This window comes from Microbacterium sp. BG28 (assembly GCF_034044005.1).
Taxonomy (GTDB): Bacteria; Actinomycetota; Actinomycetes; order Actinomycetales; family Microbacteriaceae; genus Microbacterium.
In genome coordinates, this window is record NZ_JAXCHA010000003.1 from 416,215 (window position 1) to 440,761 (window position 24,547).

At 70.1% G+C, this 24,547-nt stretch carries 28 protein-coding genes; 20 read left to right on the forward strand and 8 right to left on the reverse strand.

Annotated elements, in window-relative coordinates; genetic code table 11:
* Window positions 1-10 precede the first annotated feature (10 nt).
* The 4 genes from uidA to SK224_RS13085 are packed head-to-tail and all read left to right on the forward strand — an operon-like array spanning window position 11 to window position 4,006.
* Window positions 11-1,804, forward strand: coding sequence for a beta-glucuronidase (gene uidA, locus SK224_RS13070; RefSeq protein WP_320435105.1), 1,794 nt, complete (start codon window positions 11-13; stop codon window positions 1,802-1,804).
* Entirely contained in the window at window positions 1,801-3,039 is a 1,239-nt protein-coding gene (manD, locus tag SK224_RS13075; protein WP_320435106.1) for a D-mannonate dehydratase ManD, read from the forward strand. The genes uidA and manD overlap by 4 nt, the downstream gene beginning before the upstream one ends.
* A complete protein-coding gene (locus SK224_RS13080; RefSeq protein ID WP_320435107.1) occupies window positions 3,036-3,572 on the forward strand; it encodes a gluconokinase in 537 nt (178 codons plus the stop codon). Before manD ends, SK224_RS13080 begins: the two co-directional genes overlap by 4 nt.
* Window positions 3,569-4,006 carry a GNAT family N-acetyltransferase gene (locus tag SK224_RS13085; protein WP_320435108.1) on the forward strand — a complete coding sequence of 146 codons (438 nt, stop codon included), beginning with the start codon at window positions 3,569-3,571 and terminating at the stop codon, window positions 4,004-4,006. Before SK224_RS13080 ends, SK224_RS13085 begins: the two co-directional genes overlap by 4 nt.
* Before the next feature lie 73 nt (window positions 4,007-4,079).
* On the opposite strand, the gene SK224_RS13090 is transcribed toward SK224_RS13085, so the two are convergent.
* Window positions 4,080-5,021, reverse strand: coding sequence for an NADP-dependent oxidoreductase (locus tag SK224_RS13090; protein ID WP_320435109.1), 942 nt, complete (start codon window positions 5,019-5,021; stop codon window positions 4,080-4,082).
* 108 nt (window positions 5,022-5,129) lie between these two features.
* On the opposite strand from SK224_RS13090, the gene SK224_RS13095 reads away from it, so the two are divergent.
* From SK224_RS13095 to SK224_RS13110, 4 genes are read left to right on the forward strand one after another with little or no spacing between them, the layout of a single operon-like run.
* Window positions 5,130-5,648: a MarR family winged helix-turn-helix transcriptional regulator gene (locus SK224_RS13095; RefSeq protein WP_320435110.1), complete on the forward strand. Its 519-nt coding sequence runs from the start codon at window positions 5,130-5,132 to the stop codon at window positions 5,646-5,648.
* On the forward strand, window positions 5,645-6,271 hold the full coding sequence (locus SK224_RS13100; protein WP_320435111.1) for an ABC transporter ATP-binding protein: 627 nt from the start codon (window positions 5,645-5,647) through the stop codon (window positions 6,269-6,271). Before SK224_RS13095 ends, SK224_RS13100 begins: the two co-directional genes overlap by 4 nt.
* Window positions 6,268-7,758, forward strand: coding sequence for a hypothetical protein (locus SK224_RS13105; protein WP_320435112.1), 1,491 nt, complete (start codon window positions 6,268-6,270; stop codon window positions 7,756-7,758). Before SK224_RS13100 ends, SK224_RS13105 begins: the two co-directional genes overlap by 4 nt.
* Window positions 7,759-7,801: 43 nt before the next feature.
* Window positions 7,802-8,341: a YaeQ family protein gene (locus SK224_RS13110; protein ID WP_320435113.1), complete on the forward strand. Its 540-nt coding sequence runs from the start codon at window positions 7,802-7,804 to the stop codon at window positions 8,339-8,341.
* A gap of 6 nt (window positions 8,342-8,347) precedes the next feature.
* On the opposite strand, the gene SK224_RS13115 is transcribed toward SK224_RS13110, so the two are convergent.
* Window positions 8,348-8,899: an NUDIX hydrolase gene (locus SK224_RS13115; protein ID WP_320435114.1), complete on the reverse strand. Its 552-nt coding sequence runs from the start codon at window positions 8,897-8,899 to the stop codon at window positions 8,348-8,350.
* 127 nt (window positions 8,900-9,026) lie between these two features.
* On the opposite strand from SK224_RS13115, the gene SK224_RS13120 reads away from it, so the two are divergent.
* Window positions 9,027-10,475, forward strand: a complete 1,449-nt coding sequence (locus tag SK224_RS13120; RefSeq protein ID WP_320435115.1) for an MFS transporter — start codon at window positions 9,027-9,029, stop codon at window positions 10,473-10,475.
* 10 nt (window positions 10,476-10,485) lie between these two features.
* Here the strand turns inward: SK224_RS13120 and SK224_RS13125 are convergent, their stop codons facing one another.
* On the reverse strand, window positions 10,486-10,668 hold the full coding sequence (locus SK224_RS13125) for a hypothetical protein (protein ID WP_320435116.1): 183 nt from the start codon (window positions 10,666-10,668) through the stop codon (window positions 10,486-10,488).
* Window positions 10,669-10,816: 148 nt separating this feature from the next.
* Between SK224_RS13125 and SK224_RS13130 the strand changes: the two genes are divergently transcribed.
* Window positions 10,817-11,275 (forward strand): MarR family winged helix-turn-helix transcriptional regulator, encoded by a 459-nt coding sequence (locus SK224_RS13130; RefSeq protein ID WP_320435117.1) that lies wholly within the window; start codon window positions 10,817-10,819, stop codon window positions 11,273-11,275.
* Here SK224_RS13130 and SK224_RS13135 read toward each other — a convergent pair.
* Both SK224_RS13135 and SK224_RS13140 read right to left on the reverse strand, forming a co-directional pair.
* A complete protein-coding gene (locus SK224_RS13135) occupies window positions 11,244-11,567 on the reverse strand; it encodes an ATP-dependent DNA ligase (RefSeq protein ID WP_320435118.1) in 324 nt (107 codons plus the stop codon). The two genes, SK224_RS13130 and SK224_RS13135, sit on opposite strands and share 32 nt — an antisense overlap.
* Before the next feature lie 50 nt (window positions 11,568-11,617).
* Window positions 11,618-12,115: a DUF6328 family protein gene (locus SK224_RS13140; protein WP_320435119.1), complete on the reverse strand. Its 498-nt coding sequence runs from the start codon at window positions 12,113-12,115 to the stop codon at window positions 11,618-11,620.
* 106 nt (window positions 12,116-12,221) lie between these two features.
* On the opposite strand from SK224_RS13140, the gene SK224_RS13145 reads away from it, so the two are divergent.
* A complete protein-coding gene (locus SK224_RS13145) occupies window positions 12,222-12,446 on the forward strand; it encodes a hypothetical protein (RefSeq protein WP_320435120.1) in 225 nt (74 codons plus the stop codon).
* Window positions 12,447-12,450: 4 nt separating this feature from the next.
* Here SK224_RS13145 and SK224_RS13150 read toward each other — a convergent pair whose 3' ends face one another.
* A complete protein-coding gene (locus SK224_RS13150; RefSeq protein ID WP_320435121.1) occupies window positions 12,451-12,768 on the reverse strand; it encodes a YbjQ family protein in 318 nt (105 codons plus the stop codon).
* Between the two features lie 207 nt (window positions 12,769-12,975).
* Here SK224_RS13150 and SK224_RS13155 point away from each other — a divergent pair, with 207 nt between their 5' ends.
* The 7 genes from SK224_RS13155 (at window position 12,976) to SK224_RS13185 (ending at window position 21,059) form a co-directional block, all read left to right on the forward strand.
* The gene (locus SK224_RS13155) at window positions 12,976-13,116 is read left to right on the forward strand and encodes a hypothetical protein (protein WP_320435122.1); all 141 of its coding nucleotides are present in this window, start codon (window positions 12,976-12,978) and stop codon (window positions 13,114-13,116) included.
* The gene (locus SK224_RS13160; RefSeq protein ID WP_320435123.1) at window positions 13,113-13,202 is read left to right on the forward strand and encodes a potassium-transporting ATPase subunit F; all 90 of its coding nucleotides are present in this window, start codon (window positions 13,113-13,115) and stop codon (window positions 13,200-13,202) included. The genes SK224_RS13155 and SK224_RS13160 overlap by 4 nt, the downstream gene beginning before the upstream one ends.
* Complete coding sequence (gene kdpA / locus SK224_RS13165) at window positions 13,202-14,884, forward strand: potassium-transporting ATPase subunit KdpA (protein WP_320435124.1); 1,683 nt, start codon at window positions 13,202-13,204, stop codon at window positions 14,882-14,884. Before SK224_RS13160 ends, kdpA begins: the two co-directional genes overlap by 1 nt.
* A gap of 2 nt (window positions 14,885-14,886) precedes the next feature.
* A complete protein-coding gene (gene kdpB / locus SK224_RS13170; RefSeq protein ID WP_320435640.1) occupies window positions 14,887-17,055 on the forward strand; it encodes a potassium-transporting ATPase subunit KdpB in 2,169 nt (722 codons plus the stop codon).
* Window positions 17,056-17,076: 21 nt separating this feature from the next.
* Window positions 17,077-17,685, forward strand: a complete 609-nt coding sequence (gene kdpC, locus SK224_RS13175) for a potassium-transporting ATPase subunit KdpC (protein WP_320435125.1) — start codon at window positions 17,077-17,079, stop codon at window positions 17,683-17,685.
* A 192-nt stretch (window positions 17,686-17,877) separates the two neighbouring features.
* Window positions 17,878-20,391: an ATP-binding protein gene (locus tag SK224_RS13180; RefSeq protein ID WP_320435126.1), complete on the forward strand. Its 2,514-nt coding sequence runs from the start codon at window positions 17,878-17,880 to the stop codon at window positions 20,389-20,391.
* The gene (locus SK224_RS13185) at window positions 20,388-21,059 is read left to right on the forward strand and encodes a response regulator (protein WP_320435127.1); all 672 of its coding nucleotides are present in this window, start codon (window positions 20,388-20,390) and stop codon (window positions 21,057-21,059) included. Before SK224_RS13180 ends, SK224_RS13185 begins: the two co-directional genes overlap by 4 nt.
* 8 nt (window positions 21,060-21,067) lie before the next feature.
* Here the strand turns inward: SK224_RS13185 and SK224_RS13190 are convergent, their stop codons facing one another.
* Together SK224_RS13190 and SK224_RS13195 are read right to left on the reverse strand one after the other, a co-directional pair.
* Complete coding sequence (locus SK224_RS13190) at window positions 21,068-21,490, reverse strand: organic hydroperoxide resistance protein (protein ID WP_320435128.1); 423 nt, start codon at window positions 21,488-21,490, stop codon at window positions 21,068-21,070.
* Between the two features lie 38 nt (window positions 21,491-21,528).
* Window positions 21,529-21,972, reverse strand: a complete 444-nt coding sequence (locus SK224_RS13195) for a MarR family transcriptional regulator (protein ID WP_320435129.1) — start codon at window positions 21,970-21,972, stop codon at window positions 21,529-21,531.
* Window positions 21,973-22,247: 275 nt separating this feature from the next.
* Between SK224_RS13195 and SK224_RS13200 the strand changes: the two genes are divergently transcribed.
* Together SK224_RS13200 and SK224_RS13205 are read left to right on the forward strand one after the other, a co-directional pair.
* The gene (locus SK224_RS13200; RefSeq protein WP_320435130.1) at window positions 22,248-23,258 is read left to right on the forward strand and encodes a pyridoxal-phosphate dependent enzyme; all 1,011 of its coding nucleotides are present in this window, start codon (window positions 22,248-22,250) and stop codon (window positions 23,256-23,258) included.
* Window positions 23,255-24,412, forward strand: a complete 1,158-nt coding sequence (locus SK224_RS13205; RefSeq protein WP_320435131.1) for a cystathionine gamma-synthase — start codon at window positions 23,255-23,257, stop codon at window positions 24,410-24,412. The genes SK224_RS13200 and SK224_RS13205 overlap by 4 nt, the downstream gene beginning before the upstream one ends.
* The last annotated feature ends 135 nt before the right edge of the window (window positions 24,413-24,547 follow it).

Consider the following 24,547-nt stretch of genomic DNA (forward strand, 5'->3'; position numbering starts at 1 on the left):
GAAAGACGACATGCTGACACCGCGTTCGAGTCGAAGCCGCGACCTGCGGTCGCTGGATGGACTGTGGGCTTTCGCGCTCGACACCGAAGTGGGGGAGCGCCCGTGGGAGGCTCCGTTGCCCGTGACCCGCGTGGCGCCCGTGCCCGCCAGCTACAACGACATCTTCCTCGAGCCGGAGATCCGCAACCACGTGGGCGTGGTCTGGTATCAGCAGCGCATCGACGTTCCCGCAGGCTGGGAGGGGCGACGCATCGCGCTGCGGGTCGACGCCGCCACCCACACCGGCACCGTCTACGTCGACGGGCGCCGTCTCGCCCACCACGAAGGCGGCTACACGCCGTTCGAGGTGGAGCTGACAGAGGTCGTCGCCCCGGGGACGTCGGCGCTTGTGACGATCGCCGTCGACAACCGGCTCACGCAGGCCACCATCCCGCCCGGAGTCGTCGGAGAGGGACCGGACGGGCGCGAGACGCAGCGCTATCGGCACGACTTCTTCAACTACGCCGGCCTCGCCCGCAGCGTGCGGCTGATCTCGACGCCACGTGAGTACATCGCGGATATCGTCGCGGTCACCGACGTGCAGGGCTCCGACGCGAGCGTCGACTACACGGTGGCCGTCGCCGGCGGGCGATCCGAGGTGCACGTGGAGGTGGTCGACGAGGACGGCGTCGTCGTCGCGGCGTCCGAGGGAGCCAGCGGCCGTCTCGAGATCGCCGATGTGCATCTGTGGCAGCCGGGGGCCGCCTACCTGTACCGGATGCGTGTGCGTCTGGGGGACGACGGTGACGTCTACGAGCAGCCCATCGGCGTGCGCACCGTCGAAGTCGTCGGGCAGCGGTTCCTCATCAACGGCGCACCGTTCTACTTCACCGGGTTCGGCAAGCACGAGGATTCGCCCATCCGGGGCAAGGGGCATGACGCCGCCGTCCTGGTGCACGACTTCCAGCTCATGCGCTGGATCGGTGCGAACTCGTTCCGGACCTCTCACTATCCCTACGCCGAGGAGTGGCTGGACTACGCCGACCGGCACGGCATCGTCGTGATCGACGAGACGGCTGCGGTGGGTCTCAACATCAACATGGTGGCGGGATTCAACGGAGACCGGCCAGAGCCGACGTTCTCGCCGGACGCGATGAACGACCGCACGCAGGCCACGCACGCCGCCGCCATCCGGGAGCTGATCGCGCGCGACAAGAACCATCCCTGCGTCGTGATGTGGTGCATCGCCAACGAGCCGGCCTCGAGCGAGGAAGGCTCTCGCGGCTACTTCGAGCCCCTGGTCGCACTGACGCGTGAGCTCGATCCGACCCGCCCGGTGACCTTCGCGAACCAGGGTGCGGCGCGCTTCGACAACGACAAGATCGTCGACCTCTTCGACATCGTCTGCCTGAACCGCTACTACGGCTGGTACGAGATGACCGGCGACCTGAGCGCGGCGGAGCAGGCGCTCGAGACCGAGTTGCGTGGTTGGCAGAGCACCTGGGACAAGCCGATCATCATGACCGAGTACGGCGTGGACACGATGGCGGGCCTGCACTCCGCGCATCCCGGCCCGTGGAGCGAGGAGTACCAGATCGACTTCCTCGCGATGTACCACCGTGTCTTCGATCGCGTCCCGGCGGTCGTCGGAGAGCAGATCTGGAACTTCGCGGACTTCCAGACCACCAGTGGCGTGGTTCGCGTCGACGGCAACAAGAAGGGCGTGTTCACCCGCGATCGCCGCCCCAAATCGGTGGCGCGAAGCCTCCGGGAGCGGTGGACGGCCATCGGAACGACCCACGACAAGAAGGAGAGCGGCGCATGATCATCGAGAAGGCCGAAGTCATCGTCACCAGCCCCGACCGGAACTTCGTCACCCTGAAACTGACGACGGACGAGGGGATCACCGGTCTCGGCGATGCGACGCTGAACGGGCGCGAGCTCGCGGTCGTCGCCTACCTCCGCGATCATGTGGCGCAGTTGCTCATCGGACGCGATGCGTCGCGGATCGAGGACACCTGGCAGTTCCTGTACCGGTCGGCGTATTGGCGGCGCGGACCCGTCACCATGGCAGCCATCGCCGCGGTCGACATGGCGCTGTGGGACATCAAGGGCAAGCAGGCCGGGCTCCCCGTCTACCAGCTGCTCGGCGGCGCATCCCGCAACGGCCTGCTCGCCTACGGGCACGCCTCCGGAAAGACCACCGATGAGCTGTTCGACTCGGTGCGCGCGCACCAGGAGCAGGGTTACCGTGCCATCCGCATCCAGACCGGCGTCCCCGGCCTCACGTCGATCTACGGCATCGCCTCGAACGCCACGTACGAGGCGAACACCGGGGTGCGCTATGACCATGAGCCCGCTCAGCGCGGCGCGCTGCCCAACGAGGAGGACTGGGACACCCGCAGCTACCTGCGCCACGTGCCGACGGTGTTCGAAGCCGTCCGCAACGAGTTCGGCCCCGAGCTGCCGCTCCTGCACGACGCGCATCACCGCCTGACCCCGATCCAGGCCGCGAAGCTCGGCAAGTCGCTTGAGCCCTACGACCTGTTCTGGCTGGAGGACGTGTCCCCGGCCGAGAACCAGGAGGCGCTGCGTCTGGTGCGTCAGCACACGACGACGCCGCTGGCGATCGGAGAGATCTTCAACACCGTCTGGGACTACCAGCAGATCATCCGCGAGCAGCTCATCGACTACGTGCGCTCCGCCGTCACCCACACCGGGGGCATCAGCCACCTCAAGAAGGTGCTCGACTACGCAGCCCAGTACCAGATCAAGTCGGGGATGCACGGGCCCACCGACATCTCGCCGGTCGGGATGGCGGCCGCGATGCACCTCGGCCTGTCGATCCACAACTTCGGCATCCAGGAGTACATGAAGCACGGCGCGAAGACCGACGCGACCTTCGAGCAGTCCTTCACCTGGCAGGACGGCTTCCTGCACCCCGGTGACAAGCCGGGGCTCGGAGTGGAGCTGAACCTCGACGAGGCGGGGAAGTACCCGTACGAGCAGGCATACCTGCCGTACAACCGCCTCGCCGACGGCACCGTCCACGATTGGTGAGCAAGACTCCGCTCCCGCGGCGGATCTGCGTGATGGGGGTCTCCGGCGCGGGGAAGACGACCACGGCGATGGCGCTCGCGTCGCGCCTGGGTGCCGTCTTCCTCGACGCCGACGATCTGCATCCGGCGGCGAATGTCGCGAAGATGGCGGCGGGTGTCGCGCTCGACGACGAAGACCGCGCGCCGTGGTTGCGGGCGGTCGGGGAGACGGTGGCCGGGCACGAGCATGTCGTCGTCGCCTGCTCGGCGCTCAAGCACCGCTACCGCGACCTGCTTCGTGACACGGCGCCGGATCTCATCTTCGTGCTGCTCGTGCCGTCGGACGACGAGCTCGCCCGACGGCTCGCCGCGCGCGAAGGACACTTCATGCCGGCGAGTCTGCTGCGCTCGCAGCTCGCCACGCTCGAACCGCTGGGACCGGATGAGGCGGGCGTCACGGTGGACGTGTCGGGCGCCGGTCTCGACGCTCTCATCGCCGCCGTCGTCGATGGGCTGGGAGCGGCGGACTCGGGCGGGGTTACGCTCGGCGGGTGAGCGCGATCCTCGACGACCTCGTCTTCCGTCCGGCCCGTGTGGAGGACGTCGCCCGCATCCTCGCGTTCTGGGCGGAGGCCGCCGAGAACGACGCTCGCCCAGCCGACGACGCCGCGACGGTGGAGGCGCTGGTTCTCCGGGACGCAGCGGCTCTCGACATCGCCGTGCAGCAGGAGCGCGTGGTCGGCACGGTCATCTCCGGGTGGGACGGATGGCGCGCGCATCTCTATCGTCTCGCCGTCCACCCGGATCTGCGCGGCCGGGGAATCGCGGGTGAGCTGCTTCGTCGCGCCGAGGACCGGCTCGTCCGCCTGGGGGCGCGGCGGCTCGACGCCATGGTGCTGGAGCAGAACGGGCTGGGGCAGTCGTTCTGGGCCGCCACGGGATTCAGCCCTCAGGACGAGTGGCGGCGGTGGGTGCGCGCTGTCGAATGAGCACCCGTTCGCCGGGTGGGGTTCCGATCGGATGCTCACTCGGCAGACGGATGCGCGCTCGCGGAGGCCGGGCTCAGTCGCGCGCCGACGGGAGGAACACGATCTTCCCGTGCACGTCACCGACCTCCGCGCGTTCGTGCACCCGCGGCAGATCCTCGAGCGGAAGACGCTCGGCGATGTCCACGTGGAGCTCGCTGCGATCGATGAGCGACACCAGTCCCGCGAGCTCGTCGGCATCGGAACGGACGAAGATCGTCACGGCCCGGACACCGCGCGCCTCGTCACCCGGGGTCGGCACCGTCGGCGTGGTCGAGACCACGACGCCGCCGTCGCGCACCAGCGGGACGAGCGACGCGAAGCCCTCCGCCGTCACAGGTGCGAGGTTCAGCAGCACGTCGACCGGCTCGGTCACGGCGTCCCGCAGTGATGTGACGGTGTGATCCACGATCTCGTGGGCGCCCGCAGCCTCGACCCGGCCGCGGCTGCGGGCGCTCGCGGTGGCGATCACGTGCGCTCCGGCGCGTCGGGCGAGCTGGACGGCATAGCCGCCGACCGGCCCGCCGGCCCCGTTGATGAGCACGCGCTGCCCGGCGCCGAGACCTGCCCCCTCGAAGAGGGCCTGGGATGCGGTGAGTCCCACCGAGGGCAGGCCCGCCGCGTCCGCCAGCGAAATCGTGAGTGGGGCCTTCACGAGGACGGCTGCCGGTGCCACCACGTACTCGGCGGCCGCTCCGTCCGACTCCATGGGGATCAGTCCGATGACGCTGTCGCCGATCTCCAGATCGTCGACGCCCTCGCCCAGTGCATCGACGGTGCCTGCGACGTCGTACCCGGGGGTGTGCGGAAGCGAGATCGGGATGGGGAGGAAGCCGCCGCGCATGCCGCCGTCGGCCGGGTTGTAGGCGACGCCGGCGACGCGGATGCGTACCTGGCCGCGGGTGGGCGCGGGAACCGGCGCGTCCTCGTAGCGCAGCACCTCGGGGCCGCCCGTCTCGTGGAACCGTACTGCCTTCATGATCTCTCCTCAGATAAGTGCTTCGGATTCGAAGCATGCCGCCGACGATAACAGTGATTCGAGTTCGAAGCAACTGTTTCGAATCGGTAGCACTGTTACGCTCGCGACATGGGTTCTTCTCAGCCGGGTCCGAGTGCCGTCCAGCTCGCCGCATACTTCGGTCTGATCGAGGTCAGCAGCCTTCTGCGCCATGCCGTCGAGCAGCAGCTCAAAGAGGCGGCTGATCTGAGCTATGTCCAGTTCCAGCTGCTCGCGACGCTCGGTGATGCCCCGGACGGCTCCCTGCGGATGACGGATCTCGCCGACGGAGTCGTCTACAGCCGCAGCGGCCTGACCTACCAGGCTCAGGTTCTCGAGAAGCGAGGGCTCCTCGCCCGATCGACGTCGCCCGAGGATGAACGCAGCGTCGCGGTGACCCTGACCGCGGAGGGCCGGGAGGTGCTCGGACGGGTCTTCCCCGGGCACATCGCGATCCTGCAGGATCTCCTTTTCGCGCGGCTTTCGGCCGGCGACGTCGATGCCCTCGCTGACATCCTCGGCCGGGTGCGCGACCACATGAGGCACACGCCGCCGCGCTCGGCAGCCGCCCGGCGTCGGCGCGCAGCGACCGAGGGGGATGCCGCATGATCGAGGTCGATGCCGTGCGCGTCGTCTCCGGTGATGTCACGCTGCTCGACACGATCACCTGTCGTGTGGATGCGGGCTCGGCGCTGGCCGTGCGGGGCGGCAACGGTTCCGGGAAGACGACGCTCCTGCGTGTCCTGGCCGGGATGCAGGCGCCCTCCACCGGTTCGGCGCGCATCGCCGGCGTGGCCATCTCGCAGCGTGATCGCACCTACCGCCGGCGCGTCGCTGCGATGATCGGGCTGCCGCCCTTCGCGCCCGATCTCACCGTGCTCGAGCATGTCCGGCTCGTCGCGGTGACGTGGTTCACGCCGGACGAGGCCGATGCCCGTGCGCACGCTGTGCTCCGCGAGCTCGGGTTGCAGACGCTGCACGAGCGCTTCCCCCATGAGCTGTCGTCGGGGCAGACGCAGCTCTTCGGCCTGGCGCTCGTGCTCGTGCGTCCCGCCGAGGTGCTGATTCTCGACGAACCCGAGCAGCGCCTCGACCCCGAACACGTGGAGGCGGTCATCGCCGCCCTGCGGGCGCGGCGGGATGCGGGAGTCACTCTCGTCATCGCGACGCACCACCCGCGCCTGGCGGAGGTCGTCGCCGACGAGACGGTGCATCTGGAGCGCGTCGCGTGAGCGGCAGTGTGCGTACCGCCGTCGCCCTGTGGCGCCAGCGGGGCACCCGGAGCGGCGGGGAGCGGGCCTTCACGCTCTACCTGCTCGTCCTGGTCGCCCTCGTGGCGGTGGCGCCGGCCGTGCGTGCGGTCTGGCTGGGGGCGTCAGGGCCCGGTGGACTCGCGCTGTTCGCAGACCCGCGCGCACCGCGCGTGATCGCGCTGGCCGCCTCGGTGATCTGGGCCGCTGCGCTGGCAGGGGGCCCCTCGCGCGGTCCGGCTCTGCGCCCACTCGTTCTCGCATACGCGCTCGGTGCGAGCGCCCTTCCTCGATCGCGCGCCTTTCTCGGGCCGGTGCTGGCAGCGGGCCTCGTCTCGATCGGCCTGTGGACCGTGACGGCGGTGCTGGCGGGCGGGAGCCTCGCGGTGAACGGGATGGCTTCTGCTGCCGCTGTCATCGGGTTCGCGGCGACGGGTGCGCTGGGCGGCATGGTCACGATCTGTGCCTGGCTGCTCGGGCAGGCCCTGCCGCGCCTCGCCCTCCCGGCGGCGGGTCTCGTGCTCGGCCTGGGAGTGGTGGCGGTCGCCGTTCCCTCGGTGAGCATCGTGACGCCCATGGGCTGGGTCGAGGCCGCGTATCCGCTCGGCGGCGGGACGAACGGCCTCATCCCGCTGACGGCTCTCGCGCTCGCGCTCGCGGCGGTGGTCCCGTGGCTGCTGGACCGGCTGCACACGGACGAGCTGATCGCGCACGCCGCGCGTGCGGATGCGGCGCAGACGTCGGCGGCCGGGTTGGATCTCGGACAGGCAGCGGATGTCTACCGTGCCCGACCCGCGCACGGCCGGCGCCTTGGCGCCCTCGCTCCACGCGGGCCGCTGTGGTTGCTCATCCTGCGCCGGGACGCCGTCGGGTCCTTGCGCACACCGCTGCGGCTCGCGCTCGGTGCGGCGGGGCTGGTGCTCTCCGGAGTCTTGGCGGTGCTCGCGCTCGTCCCCGGCACGCCGACACTTCTGCTCGGCGCCGCCGCCGGAGTGCTCTCCTTCGCGGGCCTCGGCCCGGTGACCGACGGCATCCGTCATGCCGCGAGTGCTGCCGTCGATGTTCCGCTGTACGGGGTGGCTGACGCCTCGCTCGTCGCACTTCACGCGCTGTTCCCGCTCGTTGCCACCATGGCCCTGGCGACGATCGCCGCCGGGTTCGCCACGGCGGTCTCGGGAGTCGGGGCTGCGGTGGTGCTGGTGGTAGCACTCCTGGCGCTGATGACGCTCGCCCTTCGCCTCGCGAGCGCGCTGAAGGGGCCGATGCCGGTCGCGCTGCTCGCTCCCGTCTCGACGCCGATGGGTGACCCGATGGCGGGCGTGCGTCTCGTGTGGGCGCTGGATGCGGTCCTGCTCGCCGCGGCTTCGGGAGCGGCGATCGTGCTCCTTGCCGGGGCCCCGGTCGCCGCCTGCGCGGTGGCGGGCGTGATAGCCGTCATGATCGCGGTGCGCTGGCGCGGCCGGCGCTGAGCCCCGCCTCGCGGCGACTGCGCACCGCGTAGGCTCGAGAGCTATGGCTGCCGGCGCGACGATGTACACGTTCGATGTGACGCTGTCGGATGTGGACCGCGGGGTGTACGAGCAGTTCACGCTGCGGGCGGCCCGGCATCCCTCCGAGACGGACGCGTTCATGCTGACCCGTGTGCTCGCGTTCTGCCTGGAGCACGAGGAAGGCATCGCGTTCAGCGAGGGGATCTCACAGTCCGAAGAGCCCGCAGTGCTCGTGCGGGATGCGACGGGCGCGATCACGGCCTGGATCGAGGTGGGGGCGCCGGATGCGGCGCGGCTGCACTTCGGCAGCAAGCTCGCCGACCGGGTGGTCGTCTACACCCACCGTGACCCGGCGAAGGTCGCCGCTTCCTGGGGCGGCAAGAAGATCCACCGGGGCGACGCGATCCGCCTCATCAGCTTCACGCCCGGGTTCATCGACGAGGCGCGCCCTGCTCTCGAACGCCGCAACACCGCGACGGTCTCCATCGTGGAATCCCGGGTCTACCTGGAGCTGAACGGCACGTCCGTCGACGCCGAGGTACTCGCGCAGCCCGCGCAGTAGCACCGCTCAGCGCGCCGCGAGCACGCGGGCCAGGCGATCGGAGAGGCCCGGCGCGGAGTCGGGCGGCAGCGCCGCCACCGGCCACCACGCCACCGCATCCGATTCGTCGCTGACGACGAGCGGAGCGGTCGGGTCTGAAACACGGGCAACCACTCCGATGTCGAGGTGCGACGCGCACCGGCCGAATCCGCCGCCCAGCGTGTGATGATCCAGATCCGCCACCGCGATGCCCTGGAGCAGCGTGGGGGACACCCCGGTCTCCTCCTGCAGCTCGCGCAGCGCAGCGCCCTCCACAGAGGTGTCGCCCGCCTCGAGGTGCCCGCCGGGCTGCACCCAGAACCTGCCCTTGCCGTGGAAGCACAGCAGCACGTGTGCCGCATCCTCGTCGAACACGAAGGCGCTCGCGGTGACGTGTGTCGGTGGACCCGAGCGTTCGAGGGCTGCCTGGCCGTGATCGCGAAGCGCCTCGACGAAGCCCGCGTGCGCGGTCTCCTCCGCCCGGTCGCGGGCGCGCCATCGGTCGACGACGGTCGTGACGGATGCGAGGAGCGGACTCATCCCTCGACGGTAGGCGATCCGCGTACTCCTCGGCGCCGTCCGGGTCAAGGTTCGGTCGCCGTGCGCGGCGCGGGAGTAGGAAGGTCGGCGGCAGGGGCAGTGGTGCCGCCTGCGGAAGGAGTGCGTTATGTCGCAGCAGCCCACCGAGATCAGATCCCTCGTTCCCGCTCGCATGGACCGCCTGCCGTGGTCGAGATTCCACTGGATGATCGTGGTGGGCCTCGGCTTCTCCTGGATCCTCGACGGGCTCGAAGTGCAGATCGTCGCGGCGACCGGTTATGCGGCCACCCTCGGCATGGGCTCGTTCGAGGTGGGGCTTGCGGCCACGTTCTATCTGCTGGGCCAGGTCACCGGCGCTCTCGTCTTCGGACGCCTGACCGACAAGCTCGGGCGCAAGAACCTCTTCCTCATCTCCCTCGCGATCTATCTCGTCGGCAGCGCCGTGGCCGGTCTCGCCTTCGCGCCCTGGTTCTTCTACATCTGGCGCTTCGTCGCCGGCGCGGGGATCGGCGGGGAGTACGCGGCCATCAACTCGGCCATCGACGAGATCATCCCCGCGAAGTACCGCGGACGCGTCGACATCGCCATCAACGGCACCTACTGGGGTGGCGCGGCCCTCGGTGCCGTGGCCAGCTCCTTCTTCCTGAACCAGGACATCTTCGCGGAGGACTTCGGCTGGCGGCTGAGCTTCTTCGTGGGCCCCGTGCTGGGCATCCTCATCATCTGGCTGCGCCGCCACATTCCGGAGAGCCCGCGCTGGCAGATGACGCACGGGCGCGAGGAGGAGGCCGAGCGCGGGGTCGACGAGATCGAGGAGCGCATCCGCAAGGAGGGCAAGCAGATCCCGCCGGTCGATGAGAGCAAGGCGATCGTCGTGAAGGAGTACGGACGCGTGCCGTTCCTCGTGATCGCCAAGGTGCTCTTCCGGCAGTACCCGCGGCGCACCCTGGTCGGGGTGACGATGATGGTGACCCAGTCGTTCCTGTACAACGCGATCTTCTTCACCTACGCGCTCGTGCTCGAGAACTTCTACGACGTGCCGCCCGCATCCGCGTCGCAGTACTTCATCGTCTTCGCCCTGGGCAACCTCGCCGGTGCGCTCGTGCTGGGCCACTTCTTCGACACGTGGGGTCGGCGACGGATGCTGTTCGGCACGTACGTGCTGGCCGGCCTCATCCTGTTGGCGAGCGCGCTCCTGTTCCACGTCGGCGCCTTGGATGCGGTGACGCACACGATCTTCTGGTGCGCATCGTTCTTCTTCGCCTCGGCCGGCGCCTCGGCGGCCTACCTGACGGTGAGCGAGATCTTCCCACTGGAGCTGCGCAGCCAGGTGATCTCGTACGTCTTCTCGATCGGACAGCTCGTCGGAGCCGGCGCCCCCGCCCTCTACGGCGCCCTGATCGGAGACGGATCGGATCGCGGCCCGCTCTTCTGGGGGTACGTGCTCGGTTCGGCCGTGATGATGATCGGCGGTGTGGTGTGCGGCGTCTTCGGCGTCAGCGCCGCGGGAAAGTCGCTCGAGGACATCGCCGATCCGCTCTCGCTCGTCGACGCGAAGGGCGAAGAGCGATCGTGACGCGGGGTATTCAGCCGTCCTGGCGGCGCAGCGCCCGCAGGCGCGGGAAGCTGTCGCGCCAGGACGCGCGTGCAGCGGGGATGTCGCCGACGAGCACGATGGCAGCACGGGAGCGCGTGTCTCCCAGCGCGTAGCCTTCGGGGAGATCGTCCACGAGCTGCCCGGCTCGGGGTCCGCCGTCCAGCATGTACATCCCGGCAGGATAGCGCGCGGCGATATCGAGACGCCGAGGGGTTGCGCAAAACCGTGTGGTCGTTGTTAGTCCCCGGGTTGTGGTCGTCTCTCCGGTCGGCGAGGATGTTCGCTAGAGAGACTAGTAGTTAACCTGTGAGCGGAGCGACATGGCGGGCAGTACGGCGGAGCAACGCACCATCGATCCGGCCGTCTCGGCCATCGAACGACTGAGGCTCGCCGAGGCGAGTCTCAGTCGCCGTCGTCAGACCGCCTGCGGCCCGAGCGAGAACGCCCGCGCCGCGATGCGTCTCATCCTCGAGCGCGCGGATGCGAGGGAGGACCTCACTCCCGGTGACATCGCGGAGTACCTGGGCGTCTCGCCCGCAGCCGTCAGCGGCATCCTCGACAAACTCCATGCCGGCGGGCTCGTCACCTTCCGCACCAATCCCGATGATCGGCGCAGCAAGCTCGTCGTGCCGTTCGATCGCGACACCGACATCGACGACCTCGACCCTGTGGGTGCCCGCATCCGTCAGGCGGTCGGGGAGCTCGACCCGGACGTGTCGGCCGCCGTCGTGCAGCTGATGGAGAAGATCACGCAGGCTGTCGATGCGGAGTGTCGCTGACCGCCGGCTCGGGCGACAGCGTCAAGCCGTGCGGGCCGTTGGCCTCGGCCATCATGGCGTCCAGCCACTCCCGGTTCAGGGCGGGATTGCGACTGCCGTAGAACGAGAACACCAGGGAAATGCCCGGGTGCACCCAGAGGCTGCGGGTGCCGATGCCGCTCGTGTCGGCGAGGTGCAGGAGGAACGGCTCCCCGCGGCGCAGCTTGTTCATGAAGACGAGGCGCAGATGTGCGAGGGCCCGGTCATCGATGTCGAAAGACTGGCTCCCGCCGTCGTAAAGCAATTGGCCCATTGCCCTAAGGTAACCCGGGGATGGCGCTTAACTAATTCCCTTTAACTAGCTTAACTACTGTGGGTCTCGCGTCGGAACCGGCGCGGCAGCACGACCCAGAGCGCCACGACCAGCACAGCGCCCCCGATCAGGGCGACTGCTCCTGCCGTCCGGCCGAGCGCGACATCCACGATGAGAGCCGTGACGCCGACGCTGAGCAGGGCGATGACGGCGAGATCGATCGCGACGATCCGCGCAGCCATCCGCACGAGAGCCGGCTTCATCCGACGGGCGAACACACTCCGGTGCAGGGTGACAGGGGCCAGGGCGAGAAGGGTCGAGAGACCCGCGAGGACGACGAGCGAGATGTAGAGCGCGACCTGGAGAGCGTCGAGGTCGGTGAAGCGGGGCTGGAAGGCGACCGCGAGCAGGAACCCCGTGAGGATCTGCGTACCGGTCTGCATGACACGAAGCTCCTGCATGAGCTCGTCCCAGTTGCGGTCCGCCCGTTCGTTCGCGCTCTCGTCGCGGCCGTCACCCGGTACGGCATCCCGTGCGTCCTCCGACATGTCGCCTCCTGCCCGTATCCGTGACTAGCAGATCGGCCGCTTCCCTGCCAGGGGCGCCCGGATGTCGGAGGGTCGACGCAGACTCTCGGATGTGGAAGCTCACACGATGATCCAGCAGGTGCCCGATGGGGCTCCGCGGGCACTGTGGGTGCAGGTCGAACACGGTCTCCACGTCGCCAGCACCGCGTCCGCCTTCGTCGGCACCGTGACCGAGAAGGCGAACGGTTTCGAAGCCGTCGACGGGCTCGGCACCTGCCGAGGTGTCTTCGCGCGCCTCGACGACGCCAAGGCAGTGCTCGAGGCGGCGGCCTACGCCGACGCCATCATCTGAGGCGTCAGGCGATCGTCACCGCCGTGCCGTAGGCGCAGACCTCGACGCCGCCCGTGTCGCCGTAGTCGTTCGTCTCGAACCGGAACGCCACGACGGCATTGGCGCCCTTCTGCTGCGCCTCTGCGGCGAGGCGCGACAGCGCCTCGGTGCGGGTCTGCTGCAACAGCTCGGTGATGCCCTTCAGCTCGCCGCCGGCGAGGGCCTTGAACGAGGCGCCGATGTTCGAGCCGATGTGACGCGAGCGCACGGTGAGGCCGAAGACCTCGCCGTGAACATCGGTGATCGTGCGACCGGGGACGTCGTTCGTCGTGACGATGATCATGCGCCACACCCTAGGGCACGCCGTCCCGCCCCGACAGGGGTGTCGGCGCGGGCGCGCCCCGGGGTGAGGAGGGTGTGAGGATCCGAACGCCGACCGTTCGGATTCCGTAAGGGCGACGGGACGCGCCCTGGCGGAGGCGTTCGATCGACGAGTGCCCCGAGCGGGGCGCCCGCGCCGACCGCGCGGCATGTCCTCTGGAGAGTCCCCGTGCTCGATCTCGTCTACGTTCTCGCGACGCTCGCGCTGTTCGCGCTCGTCGCCCTCGTGCTCAAGGGCGTCGACGCCCTGCAGGCGCGCGACCGCGCGTCGACCCGCCCCGCCGCCGTCACCCGGAGCGAGCGCGCATGATCGTCGTCTCCCTCGTCGCCGCGGCCCTGGCGGTCGCGGCCGTCGTCTACCTCGTGATCGCGCTCGTGCGCCCGGAGAAGTTCTGATGGATGCGGAATCGATCACCTTCGGCATCCTCCAGATCGCGACCCTGCTGCTGGCGCTGGGGCTCGCCTACCGGCCGCTCGGCGATCTCGTCGCCTTCGTCTTCACCTCGCCCCGGCACGCCCGCATCGAACGCGGCGTCTATCGCGTGATCGGCGTCGACGCCGAGGCGGAGCAGAGCTGGCGGGCGTACGCCCGCGGCGTCCTGATCTTCTCCGCCGTCGGCGTGCTTCTGGTGTACGTCCTGCAGCGCACGCAGCAGTTCCTCCCCTACGCCCTGGGCCTTCCGGCGGTGCCGGAAGGGCTCGCGTTCAACACCGCCGTCTCCTTCGTCACCAACACGAACTGGCAGTCGTACTCGCCCGAGGCCACCCTCGGGTACACCGTGCAGTTCGCAGGACTGGCTGTGCAGAACTTCCTCTCGGCGGCCGTCGGGCTCGCCGTCGCCGTCGCCCTCGTGCGCGGTTTCGCGCGGCGTGGGTCCGGAACGATCGGCAACTTCTGGGTCGACCTCGTGCGCGGTGTCGGCCGCATCCTGCTGCCCCTCGCGATCGTCGCGGCGATCGTGCTGATCGTCGGCGGCGTCGTGCAGAACGTTTCGGGCTTCACCCCCGTCGACACCATCGGCGGGGCCGCGCAGAACCTGCCCGGCGGCCCGGTGGCCTCGCAGGAGGCCATCAAGGAGCTCGGCACCAACGGCGGCGGCTTCTTCAACGCCAACGCGGCGCATCCGTTCGAGAACCCGACACCGTGGACCAACCTCTTCGAGATCTTCCTGATGCTCGTGATCCCCGTCTCGCTGCCCCGCGCCTTCGGCCGTATGGTGGGCGACGACCGCCAGGGCTACGCGATCCTCGCGGTGATGGGGACCCTGTTCGCCGTCTCGCTCTCGCTGCTCACCTGGTTCGAGGTGCAGGGCTTCGGCAGTGCGCCGCAACTCGCCGGCGGCGCGATGGAAGGCAAAGAGACCCGGTTCGGCATCTGGGCCTCCACCCTCTTCGCCACCTCCACGACCGTCACCTCCACCGGTGCCGTCGACTCGATGCACGACTCCTTCACGGCAGGCGGCGGCGCCATGACCATGATCAACATGATGCTCGGCGAGGTTGCGCCCGGCGGTGTCGGATCGGGCCTGTACGGGATGCTGATCCTCGCCGTGATCGCGGTGTTCATCGGAGGACTCCTCGTGGGCCGCACCCCCGAATACCTCGGCAAGAGGATCGGTCCCGGTGAGATCAAACTCGCGAGCCTGTACATCCTCGTGACGCCCGTGCTCGTGCTCTCCGGCACCGCGCTGAGCTTCGCGCTGCCGGGCGTGCGCGACGACATCGCATCCACCTCGATCCTCAATCCCGGGCTGCACGGGTTCAGCGAGGTGCTCTATGCGTTCACCTCGGCGGCCAACAACAACGGCTCCGCGTTCGCGGGGCTCACCGCGAACACGCCCTGGCTGAACACCGCACTGGGAGTCGTGATGCTGCTCGGACGCTTCATCCCGATCGTGCTGGTGCTGGCGCTCGCGGGCTCCCTCGCCGCGCAGGAGCGCGTTCCCGGCACCTCCGGCACCCTTCCGACCCACCGGCCGCAGTTCGTCGGCCTTCTCGTGGTCGTGAGCGTGCTCGTCACCGCACTCACCTATTTCCCCGTTCTCACGCTGGGTCCCCTGGCGGAAGGGCTTCTGTGACCATGTCCCGACTTCCCGCATCCCCCGATCTCACCGGTCCGACCGAGCCCCCGGCCTCCGGCGGTGCGCAGGACCCCCGTCGCGCCTTCAGCGCCGCGCAGATCGCCGCGGCGCTGCCCGGCGCGCTCGCCAAGCTCAACCCGGCAGCGCTGTGGCGCAACCCGGTCATGTTCCTCGTGTGGGTCGGTGCCGCTCTCACGACCCTCATCGCGATCGCGGAGCCCCTCCTCGGCGGCCCCGGGAGCACCGGCGGCTCGCCCGTGCCGTTCGTGTTCACCTGGGGCATCGCGCTCTGGCTGTGGCTGACCGTGATCTTCGCGAACCTCGCCGAGGCCGTCGCCGAGGGGCGCGGCAAGGCGCAGGCGCAGGCGCTGCGTTCGACGCGCACGAGCACGATGGCCCGCCGGCTCCTCGCCTACGATCCCGAGCGCGACCGCACGGCCGAGAAGGCGGCGACGACCCAGGTGGCCTCGAGCGAGCTGACCCTCGGCGATGTCGTCGTGGTCGCCGCGGGCGAGCTCATCCCCGGCGACGGCGACATCGTGTGGGGGATCGCCACGGTCGACGAGTCGGCCATCACGGGCGAGTCCGCGCCGGTGGTCCGCGAATCCGGCGGCGACCGCAGCGCCGTCACCGGCGGCACGCGGGTGCTCAGCGACCGCATCGTCGTGCGCATCACCTCTCGCCCCGGAGAGACCTTCGTCGACCGCATGATCGCGCTCGTCGAGGGTGCCTCGCGGCAGAAGACCCCCAACGAGATCGCCCTGAACATCCTGCTCGCGAGCCTCTCGATCGTCTTCGTGATCGTCGTGCTGACGCTGAACCCGATCGCGTCATACGCCGCAGCCCCCGTCTCGGTGCCCGTTCTCGTGGCGCTGCTGGTCTGCCTCATCCCGACCACGATCGGAGCGCTCCTCTCGGCGATCGGAATCGCCGGCATGGACCGTCTCGTGCAGCGCAACGTGCTCGCGATGTCGGGTCGCGCGGTCGAGGCCGCCGGCGACGTGACGACGCTGTTGCTGGACAAGACCGGCACCATCACCTACGGCAACCGTCGCGCCACTGCGTTCGTCGCGCTGCGGCAGGTCGATGCCGAGGAGCTGGCCCGCACCGCTGCCCTCTCCTCGCTCGCCGACCCGACGCCCGAGGGCACCTCGGTCGTCGACCTCGCCCGCACGCAGGGGATCGACGCGGCCGAGCCCGAGGGGGCGGTCGTCGTCCCCTTCACCGCGCAGACCCGGATGAGCGGGCTCGACCTCCCTGACGGAACGCGCATCCGCAAGGGCGCCGGCTCCGCGATCACCGCGTGGGTCGAGGCGGAGGGGGTGGCGATCGCCACGGCGACCAGGGCGCAGCTGACCAGCGAGGTCGAGACGATCTCCTCCGCCGGCGGCACCCCGCTCGTCGTCGCCGTGGCGGATGCCGCCAGCACCCGCATCCTGGGTGTCATCCACCTCAAGGACATCGTCAAGGAGGGGCTGCGCGAACGGTTCGACGAGCTGCGGGCCATGGGCATCCGCACCGTGATGATCACGGGCGACAACCCGCTCACCGCCCGCGCGATCGCCGCCGAGGCCGGCGTCGACGACTACCTCGCCGAGGCCACCCCCGAGGACAAGGTGGCGCTCATCCGCAAGGAGCAGGCCGGCGGCAACCTCGTCGCCATGACCGGTGACGGCACGAACGACGCGCCCGCTCTCGCGCAGGCGGATGTGGGGGTTGCGATGAACACGGGCACGTCGGCCGCGAAGGAGGCGGGCAACATGGTCGACCTCGACAGCGACCCCACCAAGCTGATCGACATCGTGCGCATCGGCAAGCAGCTGCTCATCACCCGCGGTGCCCTCACCACGTTCTCGCTCGCGAACGACGTCGCCAAGTACTTCGCGATCATCCCGGCGATGTTCATGGGGGTATTCCCCGGCCTCGCGGCGCTGAACATCATGCAGCTCAGCTCGCCCGCATCCGCCGTCACGAGCGCGATCATCTTCAATGCGATCGTGATCGTCTTCCTCATCCCGCTGGCCCTGCGCGGCGTGAGGTACCGGCCGGCCTCCGCGTCGCAGGTGCTCAGCCGCAACCTCCTCATCTACGGGCTGGGCGGCGTGATCGCCCCGTTCGTCGGCATCAAGCTCATCGACCTGGTCGTGAGCCTCATCCCGGGCTTCTGAGCCCTTCCTGGAGACGACACCATGTCCCTTCGTTCCGCCCTCCGCCAGTCCGGCGTCGCCGTGCGTGCCCTGCTCGTGGCGACCCTCGTCCTCGGCGTCGGCTACACCGCCCTCCTCACGGGCATCGGCCAGCTCGCCCTGCCCACGCAGGCGAACGGTTCGCTCGTGACGGATGCCGCGGGCACGGTCGTCGGCAGCGCCCTGATCGGCCAGTCGTTCACGGATGCCGACGGCGCCGCTCTTCCGCAGTACTTCCAGTCGCGCCCGTCGGCCGCCGGCGACGGCTACGACGCGAGTGCCTCCTCCGGGTCCAACCTGGGTCCCGAGAACCCCGACCTGATCGCGTCGATCGCCGAGCGCCGACGGGCGGTCGCCGAGCTCGAGGGTGTCGACCCCGCATCCGTGCCGGTCGACGCGCTCACCGCATCGGGGTCCGGGCTCGACCCGCACATCAGCCCCGCCTACGCGGCGCTGCAGGTGGCCCGCGTGGCCCACGTGCGCGGCCTCGACGAGGCGGAGGTGCGTGCGCTCGTCGCAGCGCACACCACCGGCTCCGACCTCGGGTATCTGGGCGAGCCGCGGGTGAACGTGCTCGAGCTGAACCTCGCCCTCGACGCGCTGAAGCCGTGACCCGGCCATGAGCGGTCCTGCTCGCCTGTCACAGATCGACGCTCGCAGCTCGATCTGTGACAGGCGAGCGGGCGGGGGTCATGCTCCCCTGTCACAGATCCACGGCCAGGGCTCGATCTGTGACAGGGGAAGCGGCAGTTCGCCGAGCGCGGGGAGATCAGCAGGCGGCGCAGAGAAGATTAGGGTGAGGGCATGAAGCGCGGGAGGCTGCGCGTGCTGCTGGGCGCGGCGCCGGGCGTCGGCAAGACGTTCCAGATGCTGCGCGAGGGCGCGAGACTCGCCCAGGAGGGCGGCGACGTCCTCATCGCCGTCGTCGAGACCCACGGTCGGTCAGCCACCGCGCAGCAGGCCGAGGCGCTCGCGCAGATCCCGCGACGGCGGTGGGCGCACCGCGGCGTCGAGCTCGACGAGATGGACGTGGATGCGGTCATCGCGCGGCATCCCGACGTCGCCCTCATCGACGAGCTCGCCCACACGAACGCCCCGGGTTCGCGGAACGACAAGCGCTGGCAGGACGTCGAGGAGGTGCTGGCGGCCGGGATCGACGTGATCACCACGGTCAACGTGCAGCACATCGCCTCGCTCGGCGACGTGGTGGAGCAGATCACCGGCGTCGCACAGCGCGAGACCGTCCCCGACACCGTCGTGCGCGGCGCCGATCAGGTCGAGGTGGTCGACCTGGCGCCGCAGTCGCTGCGGGACCGCCTGTCGGCCGGACTCGTCTATCCCGCCGAACGCGTGGATGCGGCGCTGTCCAACTACTTCCGCCTCGGCAACCTCACGGCGCTGCGCGAGCTCGCGCTGCTGTGGCTCGCCGACGAGGTCGACAGCGCCCTCAAGGACTACCGGAGCGCGCACGACATCCGCGGCACGTGGCAGACGCGCGAGCGGGTGGTCGTCGCGCTCACCGGGGGTCCGGAGGGGGAGACGCTGCTTCGGCGAGGCGCCCGGATCGCGGCGCGCTCGGCCGGGGGGGAACTTCTGGCGGTGCACGTGTCCAGCGCGGAGGGCCTGCGCCGCGCGACGCCGGGCGCGCTCGCACGCCAGCGCGCGCTGGTCGAATCCCTCGGCGGCACGTACCACCAGCTCGTCGGCGATGACGTCCCCCGCGCCCTCGTCGACTTCGCCCGCTCCGTCAACGCGAGCCAGCTCGTCATCGGCGTCAGTCGACGCTCCCGGTGGGCTGCAGCGGTCACCGGTCCCGGCATCGGGGCCACCGTCATCCGGCTCTCGGGCGACATCGACGTGCACATCGTGAGCCACGCGGCCGCCGCCGGTGGACGGATGCGACTGCCCTCGGTGCAGCGGGGAGCGCTGAGCGTGAAGCGCCGCATCCTCGGCTTCGTGATCGCGCTGACCATGGGCCCGCTGCTGTCGGCGGTGCTGTTCGCCTTCCGCAGCGATGAGTCGATCACCTCCGATGTGCTCGCCTTCCAGCTGCTCGTCGTGGTGGTCGCCCTCGTGGGCGGCATCTGGCCGGCGCTGTTCGCCGCAGTCCTGTCGGGGCTGACGCTGGACTTCCTCTTCGTCGCGCCGACCTTCACCGTCTCGATCGCGCATCCCCTGCATGCGCTCGCCCTGGGTCTCTACGTCGTGATCGCGATCCTCGTCAGCTACATCGTCGACCAGGCGGCTCGACGCACGCGCCGTGCGGAACGAGCCGCGGCGGAGTCGGAGCTGCTGGCAACGGTGGCCGGTTCCGTGCTGCGCGGCGAGAGCGCGGTGCCCGCCCTCATCACGCGCACGCGCGAGGCGTTCGGCCTCGCGGGGGTGCGCCTGGTCGCCGCCGACGGCGAGGCCATCGCCACCGACGGCGAACCGGTGCGCGGTGGCGCGGTCACGATGCTGCCGGTCGGCGACGCGGTGCTCGAGCTGCACGGCCCCGGCCCGGATGCGTCGGCTCGGCGCCTGCTCGAGGTGATCGTCGCGCAGCTCGCCGCCGCCCTCGAGCACACCGGCCTGTCGGCGGCGGCGCGAGAGGTCGACGCGCTCGCCGCCACCGACCAGGTGCGCACGGCCCTGCTCTCCGCGGTCAGCCACGACCTCCGCCGTCCGCTGGCCGCTGCGGTCGCGGCCATCGGCGGCCTCCGCGCCGCGGGAGCGCACCTGAGCCCCGCCGATCGGCGCGAGCTGCTCGACACCGCCGAGGAGAGCCTCGCGACCCTGTCGACGCTCGTGACCGATCTGCTCGACGTGAGCCGCGTGGAGGCCGGCGTGCTCGCGGTCGCGCTCGCACCGGTGGATGCCGCGGGCTCGGTCCTCGCCGCCCTCGACGAGCTGGGGCTCGGCCCGGGCAGGGTCGAACTCGCGCTCGATCCTGCCCTGCCCGCGATCGCCGCGGATCCCGTGCTGCTGCAGCGGGTCATCGTGAACGTGCTCGCGAACGCCGCGCGCCACTCGCCGCCGGACGCCCGGGTGCGCGTGGCGACCAGCAGTCTCGGCGAGCGGGCGGAGATCCGCATCGTCGACCGGGGCGCTGGCGTGCCGGCCGAGCGCCGGGACGACATGTTCGCGCCCTTCCAGCGGTTGGGTGACACCGACAACACGGTCGGACTCGGTCTCGGGCTCGCACTCTCGCGCGGCTTCGCGGAGGGGATGGGCGGCACGCTGACCGCGGAGGACACCCCCGGCGGCGGCCTCACCATGGTCGTCTCGCTGCCGCTGTGGCCGGCGGATGCCGCATCCGAGGGGAGGATGGGCTCGTGAAGATCCTGGTCGCAGACGATGATCCGCAGCTCGTTCGGGCCCTGCGGATCACGCTCGCCGCGCACGGCTACGACGTCGTCGCCGCAGCCGACGGCGCGGCGGCGATCACGCTGGCCGCGCAGTCGCATCCCGACATCGTGCTGCTCGATCTCGGCATGCCGCATCTCGACGGCGTGCAGGTGATCGAGGCGTTGCGCGGGTGGACACGGGCGCCCATCATCGTCGTGTCCGGACGAACGGGTTCCGCCGACAAGGTGGACGCTCTGGATGCGGGTGCCGACGACTATGTGACCAAGCCGTTCCAGATCGACGAGCTGCTGGCGCGGCTGCGCGCGCTCGGACGGCGGGCCGCCGCATCCGTCGACGATCCTGTCGTGCGCTTCGGGGACGTCGAGTTGGACCTGGCGACCAAGACCGTCACGCGCGCGGGTGCGCGGGTGCACCTCACGCCGACGGAGTGGCGGATGCTGGAGTTCCTCGCGCGGCACCCCGGTGCTCTCGTGACGCGCCAGAGCCTGCTGAAGGAGATCTGGGCGAGCGAGAACGTCAACGACTCGGGGTATCTGCGCCTCTACATGTCGCAGCTGCGCAAGAAGCTGGAGGCGGACCCCGCCAGCCCGGTGCATCTGCTCACCGAGACCGGAATGGGATACCGCCTCCAGCTCTGAGGAAGGTGTCAGTCCTCGACGACGCGGACCGTGACCTCGATGTTGCCGCGGGTGGCGTTCGAGTAGGGGCAGACCTGGTGGGCGGCGTCGGCGAGGGCCTGCGCCTGGTCGGCGGGGAGGTCCGGGATGACGACCTCGAGCTCGACCGCCAGCTGGAAGCCGCCCTCGCCGTTGGGACCGATGCTGACGCGCGCACCGACGCTCGTGTCGTGGATGGCGACTTTCTGCATCCGGGCGACGGACTGCAGCGCGCTGTGGAAGCAGGCCGAGTAGCCGGCGGCGAACAGCAGCTCGGGGTTCAGGGCCTCGCCCGCCCCGCCCATCTCCTTGGGCACGCGCACGTCGGCGTCGAGGATGCCGTCGCTCGTGGTGACGTGGCCGTTGCGGCCGCCTCCGGTGGCGAGGGCTTCTGCGGTGTAGAGGACGTCCATGGGGGATACCTTTCGTTGGTTCTTCGGGGGAGGGGAGCTCAGTCGGCGTCGGCGTGCAGCGTGGCCGTGAGTGAGTGGAGCGCCGCGAGCAGCGCGCGGGCCGCATCGGGCTCGAGGCCGTAGCAGTTCCACATCTGGGACGGCAGCTCGGACATCTCTGAGCGCAGGGCTGTGCCGCGCTCGGTGGGTGCGACGGTCACGACGCGCGCGTCGGCGTCTTCGCGGGTCCTGGTGACGAGACCCGCCTTCTCGAGCCGCTTGAGAAGCGGCGACAGCGTGCCCGAGTCCAGGCCGAGGCCCTCGCCCAGCTGGCTGACGGTGCGCGGCCCGCGATCCCAGAGCTCCACGAGCACGAGGTACTGCGGGTAGGTGAGCTGCCACGGCTCGAGCAGGCGCCGGTACACCTGGGTCGTCGCTCTGCTCGCCGAGTACAGCGAGAAGCACAGCATCCGATCCAGCGCCGGTCCCGTCGTCTCCGTCATGGTAAAAGCATTGCACGCAATTCAGTTGTGCGCAATTCACTGCGCGTGCCGGCGTCTCCGCGTCGCGCGCCCCTGCCCGGAAGAGGCAGGGGCGCCTGCGAGTCTGTGACGGCGACGATGGCGGATGCAGCGGCGCTCTGATACCGTCGCACCGTGCTTACCTGTCGTTGTTGTCGCTGAGTGATCCCGTGCGCCCTCTCGCGCACCCTCACCGACAACCACCGACAACCCGCGGGCTCCCGCAGCCGGGCCCCGCCGCACCCAGGGATACCTCCATGCGTTACGCATCCAGCGTCGCCGCGCTCGTCGGCAACACCCCGCTCGTCAAGCTCAACCGCGTCACCGACGGCATCGCCGCCACGGTGCTCGCCAAGGTCGAGTACTTCAACCCCGGTGGCTCCGCGAAGGACCGCATCGCCAAGAACATCATCGACGCCGCCGAGCGGGACGGCTTCCTGCAGCCCGGCGGCACCATCGTCGAGCCGACCAGCGGCAACACCGGCGTCGGCCTGGCGCTGGTCGCCCTCGAGCGCGGCTACCGGATGATCTTCGTCGTGCCCGACAAGTTCGCCGGCGAGAAGGTCGCGGTGCTGCGGGCCTATGGCGCCGAGGTCGTGATGACGCCCACGTCGGTTCCGCCCGAGCATCCGGACTCGTACTACAGCGTGTCCGACCGGCTGGCGCGTGAGATCCCCGGTGCGTTCAAACCGAATCAGTTCGCCAACCAGAACGGCCCGCGCGGACACTTCGAGACGACGGGCCCTGAGATCTGGGCGGACACGGATGGCGCCGTCACCCACTTCGTCGCCGGCATCGGAACCGGCGGCACCATCAGCGGCACGGGCCGTTACCTCAAGCAGGCGTCCGACGGCCGCGTCACCGTGATCGGCGCCGACCCCGAGGGATCGATCTACTCGGGCGGCCCGCTGCACGGCTACCTCGTCGAGGGTGTCGGCGAGGATTTCTGGCCGGCCACCTTCGACCCCGCCGTCGTCGACCGCTATGAGCGCGTGGACGACGCCGAGGCGTTCGCGATGACGCGCCGCCTGGCCCGCGAGGAAGGTCTGCTCGTGGGTGGGTCGGGTGGGATGGCGGTGGTCGCCGCCCTCCGCGCCGCGCAGGAGCTCCCCGCCGATGCCCTCGTCGTCGTGGTGCTGCCCGATCATGGCCGCGGCTACCTCAGCAAGATCTTCGACGACGCGTGGATGACCGATCACGGATTCGCCGTCGAACAGACCACAAGCCGGCTCGCAGGGGCCCGCACCGACGAAGGAGCACACCGATGACCAACCCCGCAGCCCGCGCCTTCGCCAGCCTCGCGGTTCACGCAGGGCAGGATTTCGACCCCGCCACCGGTGCGGTCATCCCACCGATCCACATGAGCACCACGTTCGCGCAGGACGGCATCGGGGGTCTTCGCGGCGGCTACGAGTACGGCCGCAGCGGCAACCCCACCCGCACGGCTCTCGAGACGCAGCTCGCCGCGATCGAGCACGGTGAGCACGCACTGTCGTTCTCATCCGGACTCGCCGCCGAGGATGCACTGCTGCGTGCCGTGCTGAAACCGGGTGACGAGGTCCTCCTCGGCAGCGACGTCTACGGCGGCACCTACCGGCTGATCGCCCGTGTGCTCGGCCCGTGGGGTGTGACGCTCCGCGTGGTCGACATGAGCGATCTGGATGCCGTCGCCGCAGCTCTCGAGGAGCGACCGGCCCGCATCCTCTGGGTCGAGACCCCCTCGAACCCCTTGCTGAAAGTCAGCGACATCGCGGGGCTCGCGCGCCTCGGACACGCGGCGGGCGCGCTCGTCGTGGTCGACAACACGTTCGCGACCCCCGCGCTGCAGCAGCCGCTCGCCCTGGGCGCGGACGTGGTCGTGCACTCGACGACCAAGTATCTCGGCGGCCACTCCGACGTCGTGGGCGGCGCACTCATCACGAAGGATGCGGAGCTCGCCGAGGCGGCGCGCTTCCTCCAGTTCGCCGTCGGCGCGGTCTCGAGCCCCTTCGACGCCTGGCTGACCACCCGCGGCATCAAGACCCTCGGTGTGCGGATGCAGCGCCACAGCGAGAACGGGGATGTCGTCGCGAACTTCCTCGCCGGCCACGAGCGGGTCGCCGCCGTCTACTACCCCGGCCTGTCGACGCATCCCGGCCACGACCTCGCGCGCACCCAGATGAGCGGGTTCGGCGGCATCGTGTCGCTCGCGCTCGCCGACCAGGCGGCGGCCCGCCGCTTCGCCGAGTCCACGCGACTGTTCACGCTCGCCGAGTCGCTCGGCGGCGTCGAATCCCTCGTGAACTACCCCGACGCGATGACCCACGCCTCGGTGCGCGGGACCGAGCTGGCGGTCCCCGTCGAGGTCGTGCGCCTCTCGGTGGGCATCGAGGACGCGGCGGACCTTCTCGCCGATCTGGATGCGGCGCTCGCCGCGATCTGAGCGCGCACATCCCCTGACGGCGCGCACGCAATGCGCTGCATGACGCCCCATCCGGCGTCGCGCTGGGTACAGTAGTCGCGCAAAGCAGGTCGACCCGACGGCCTGAGGGGATCTATGAGATCGATGGTGCGCGGA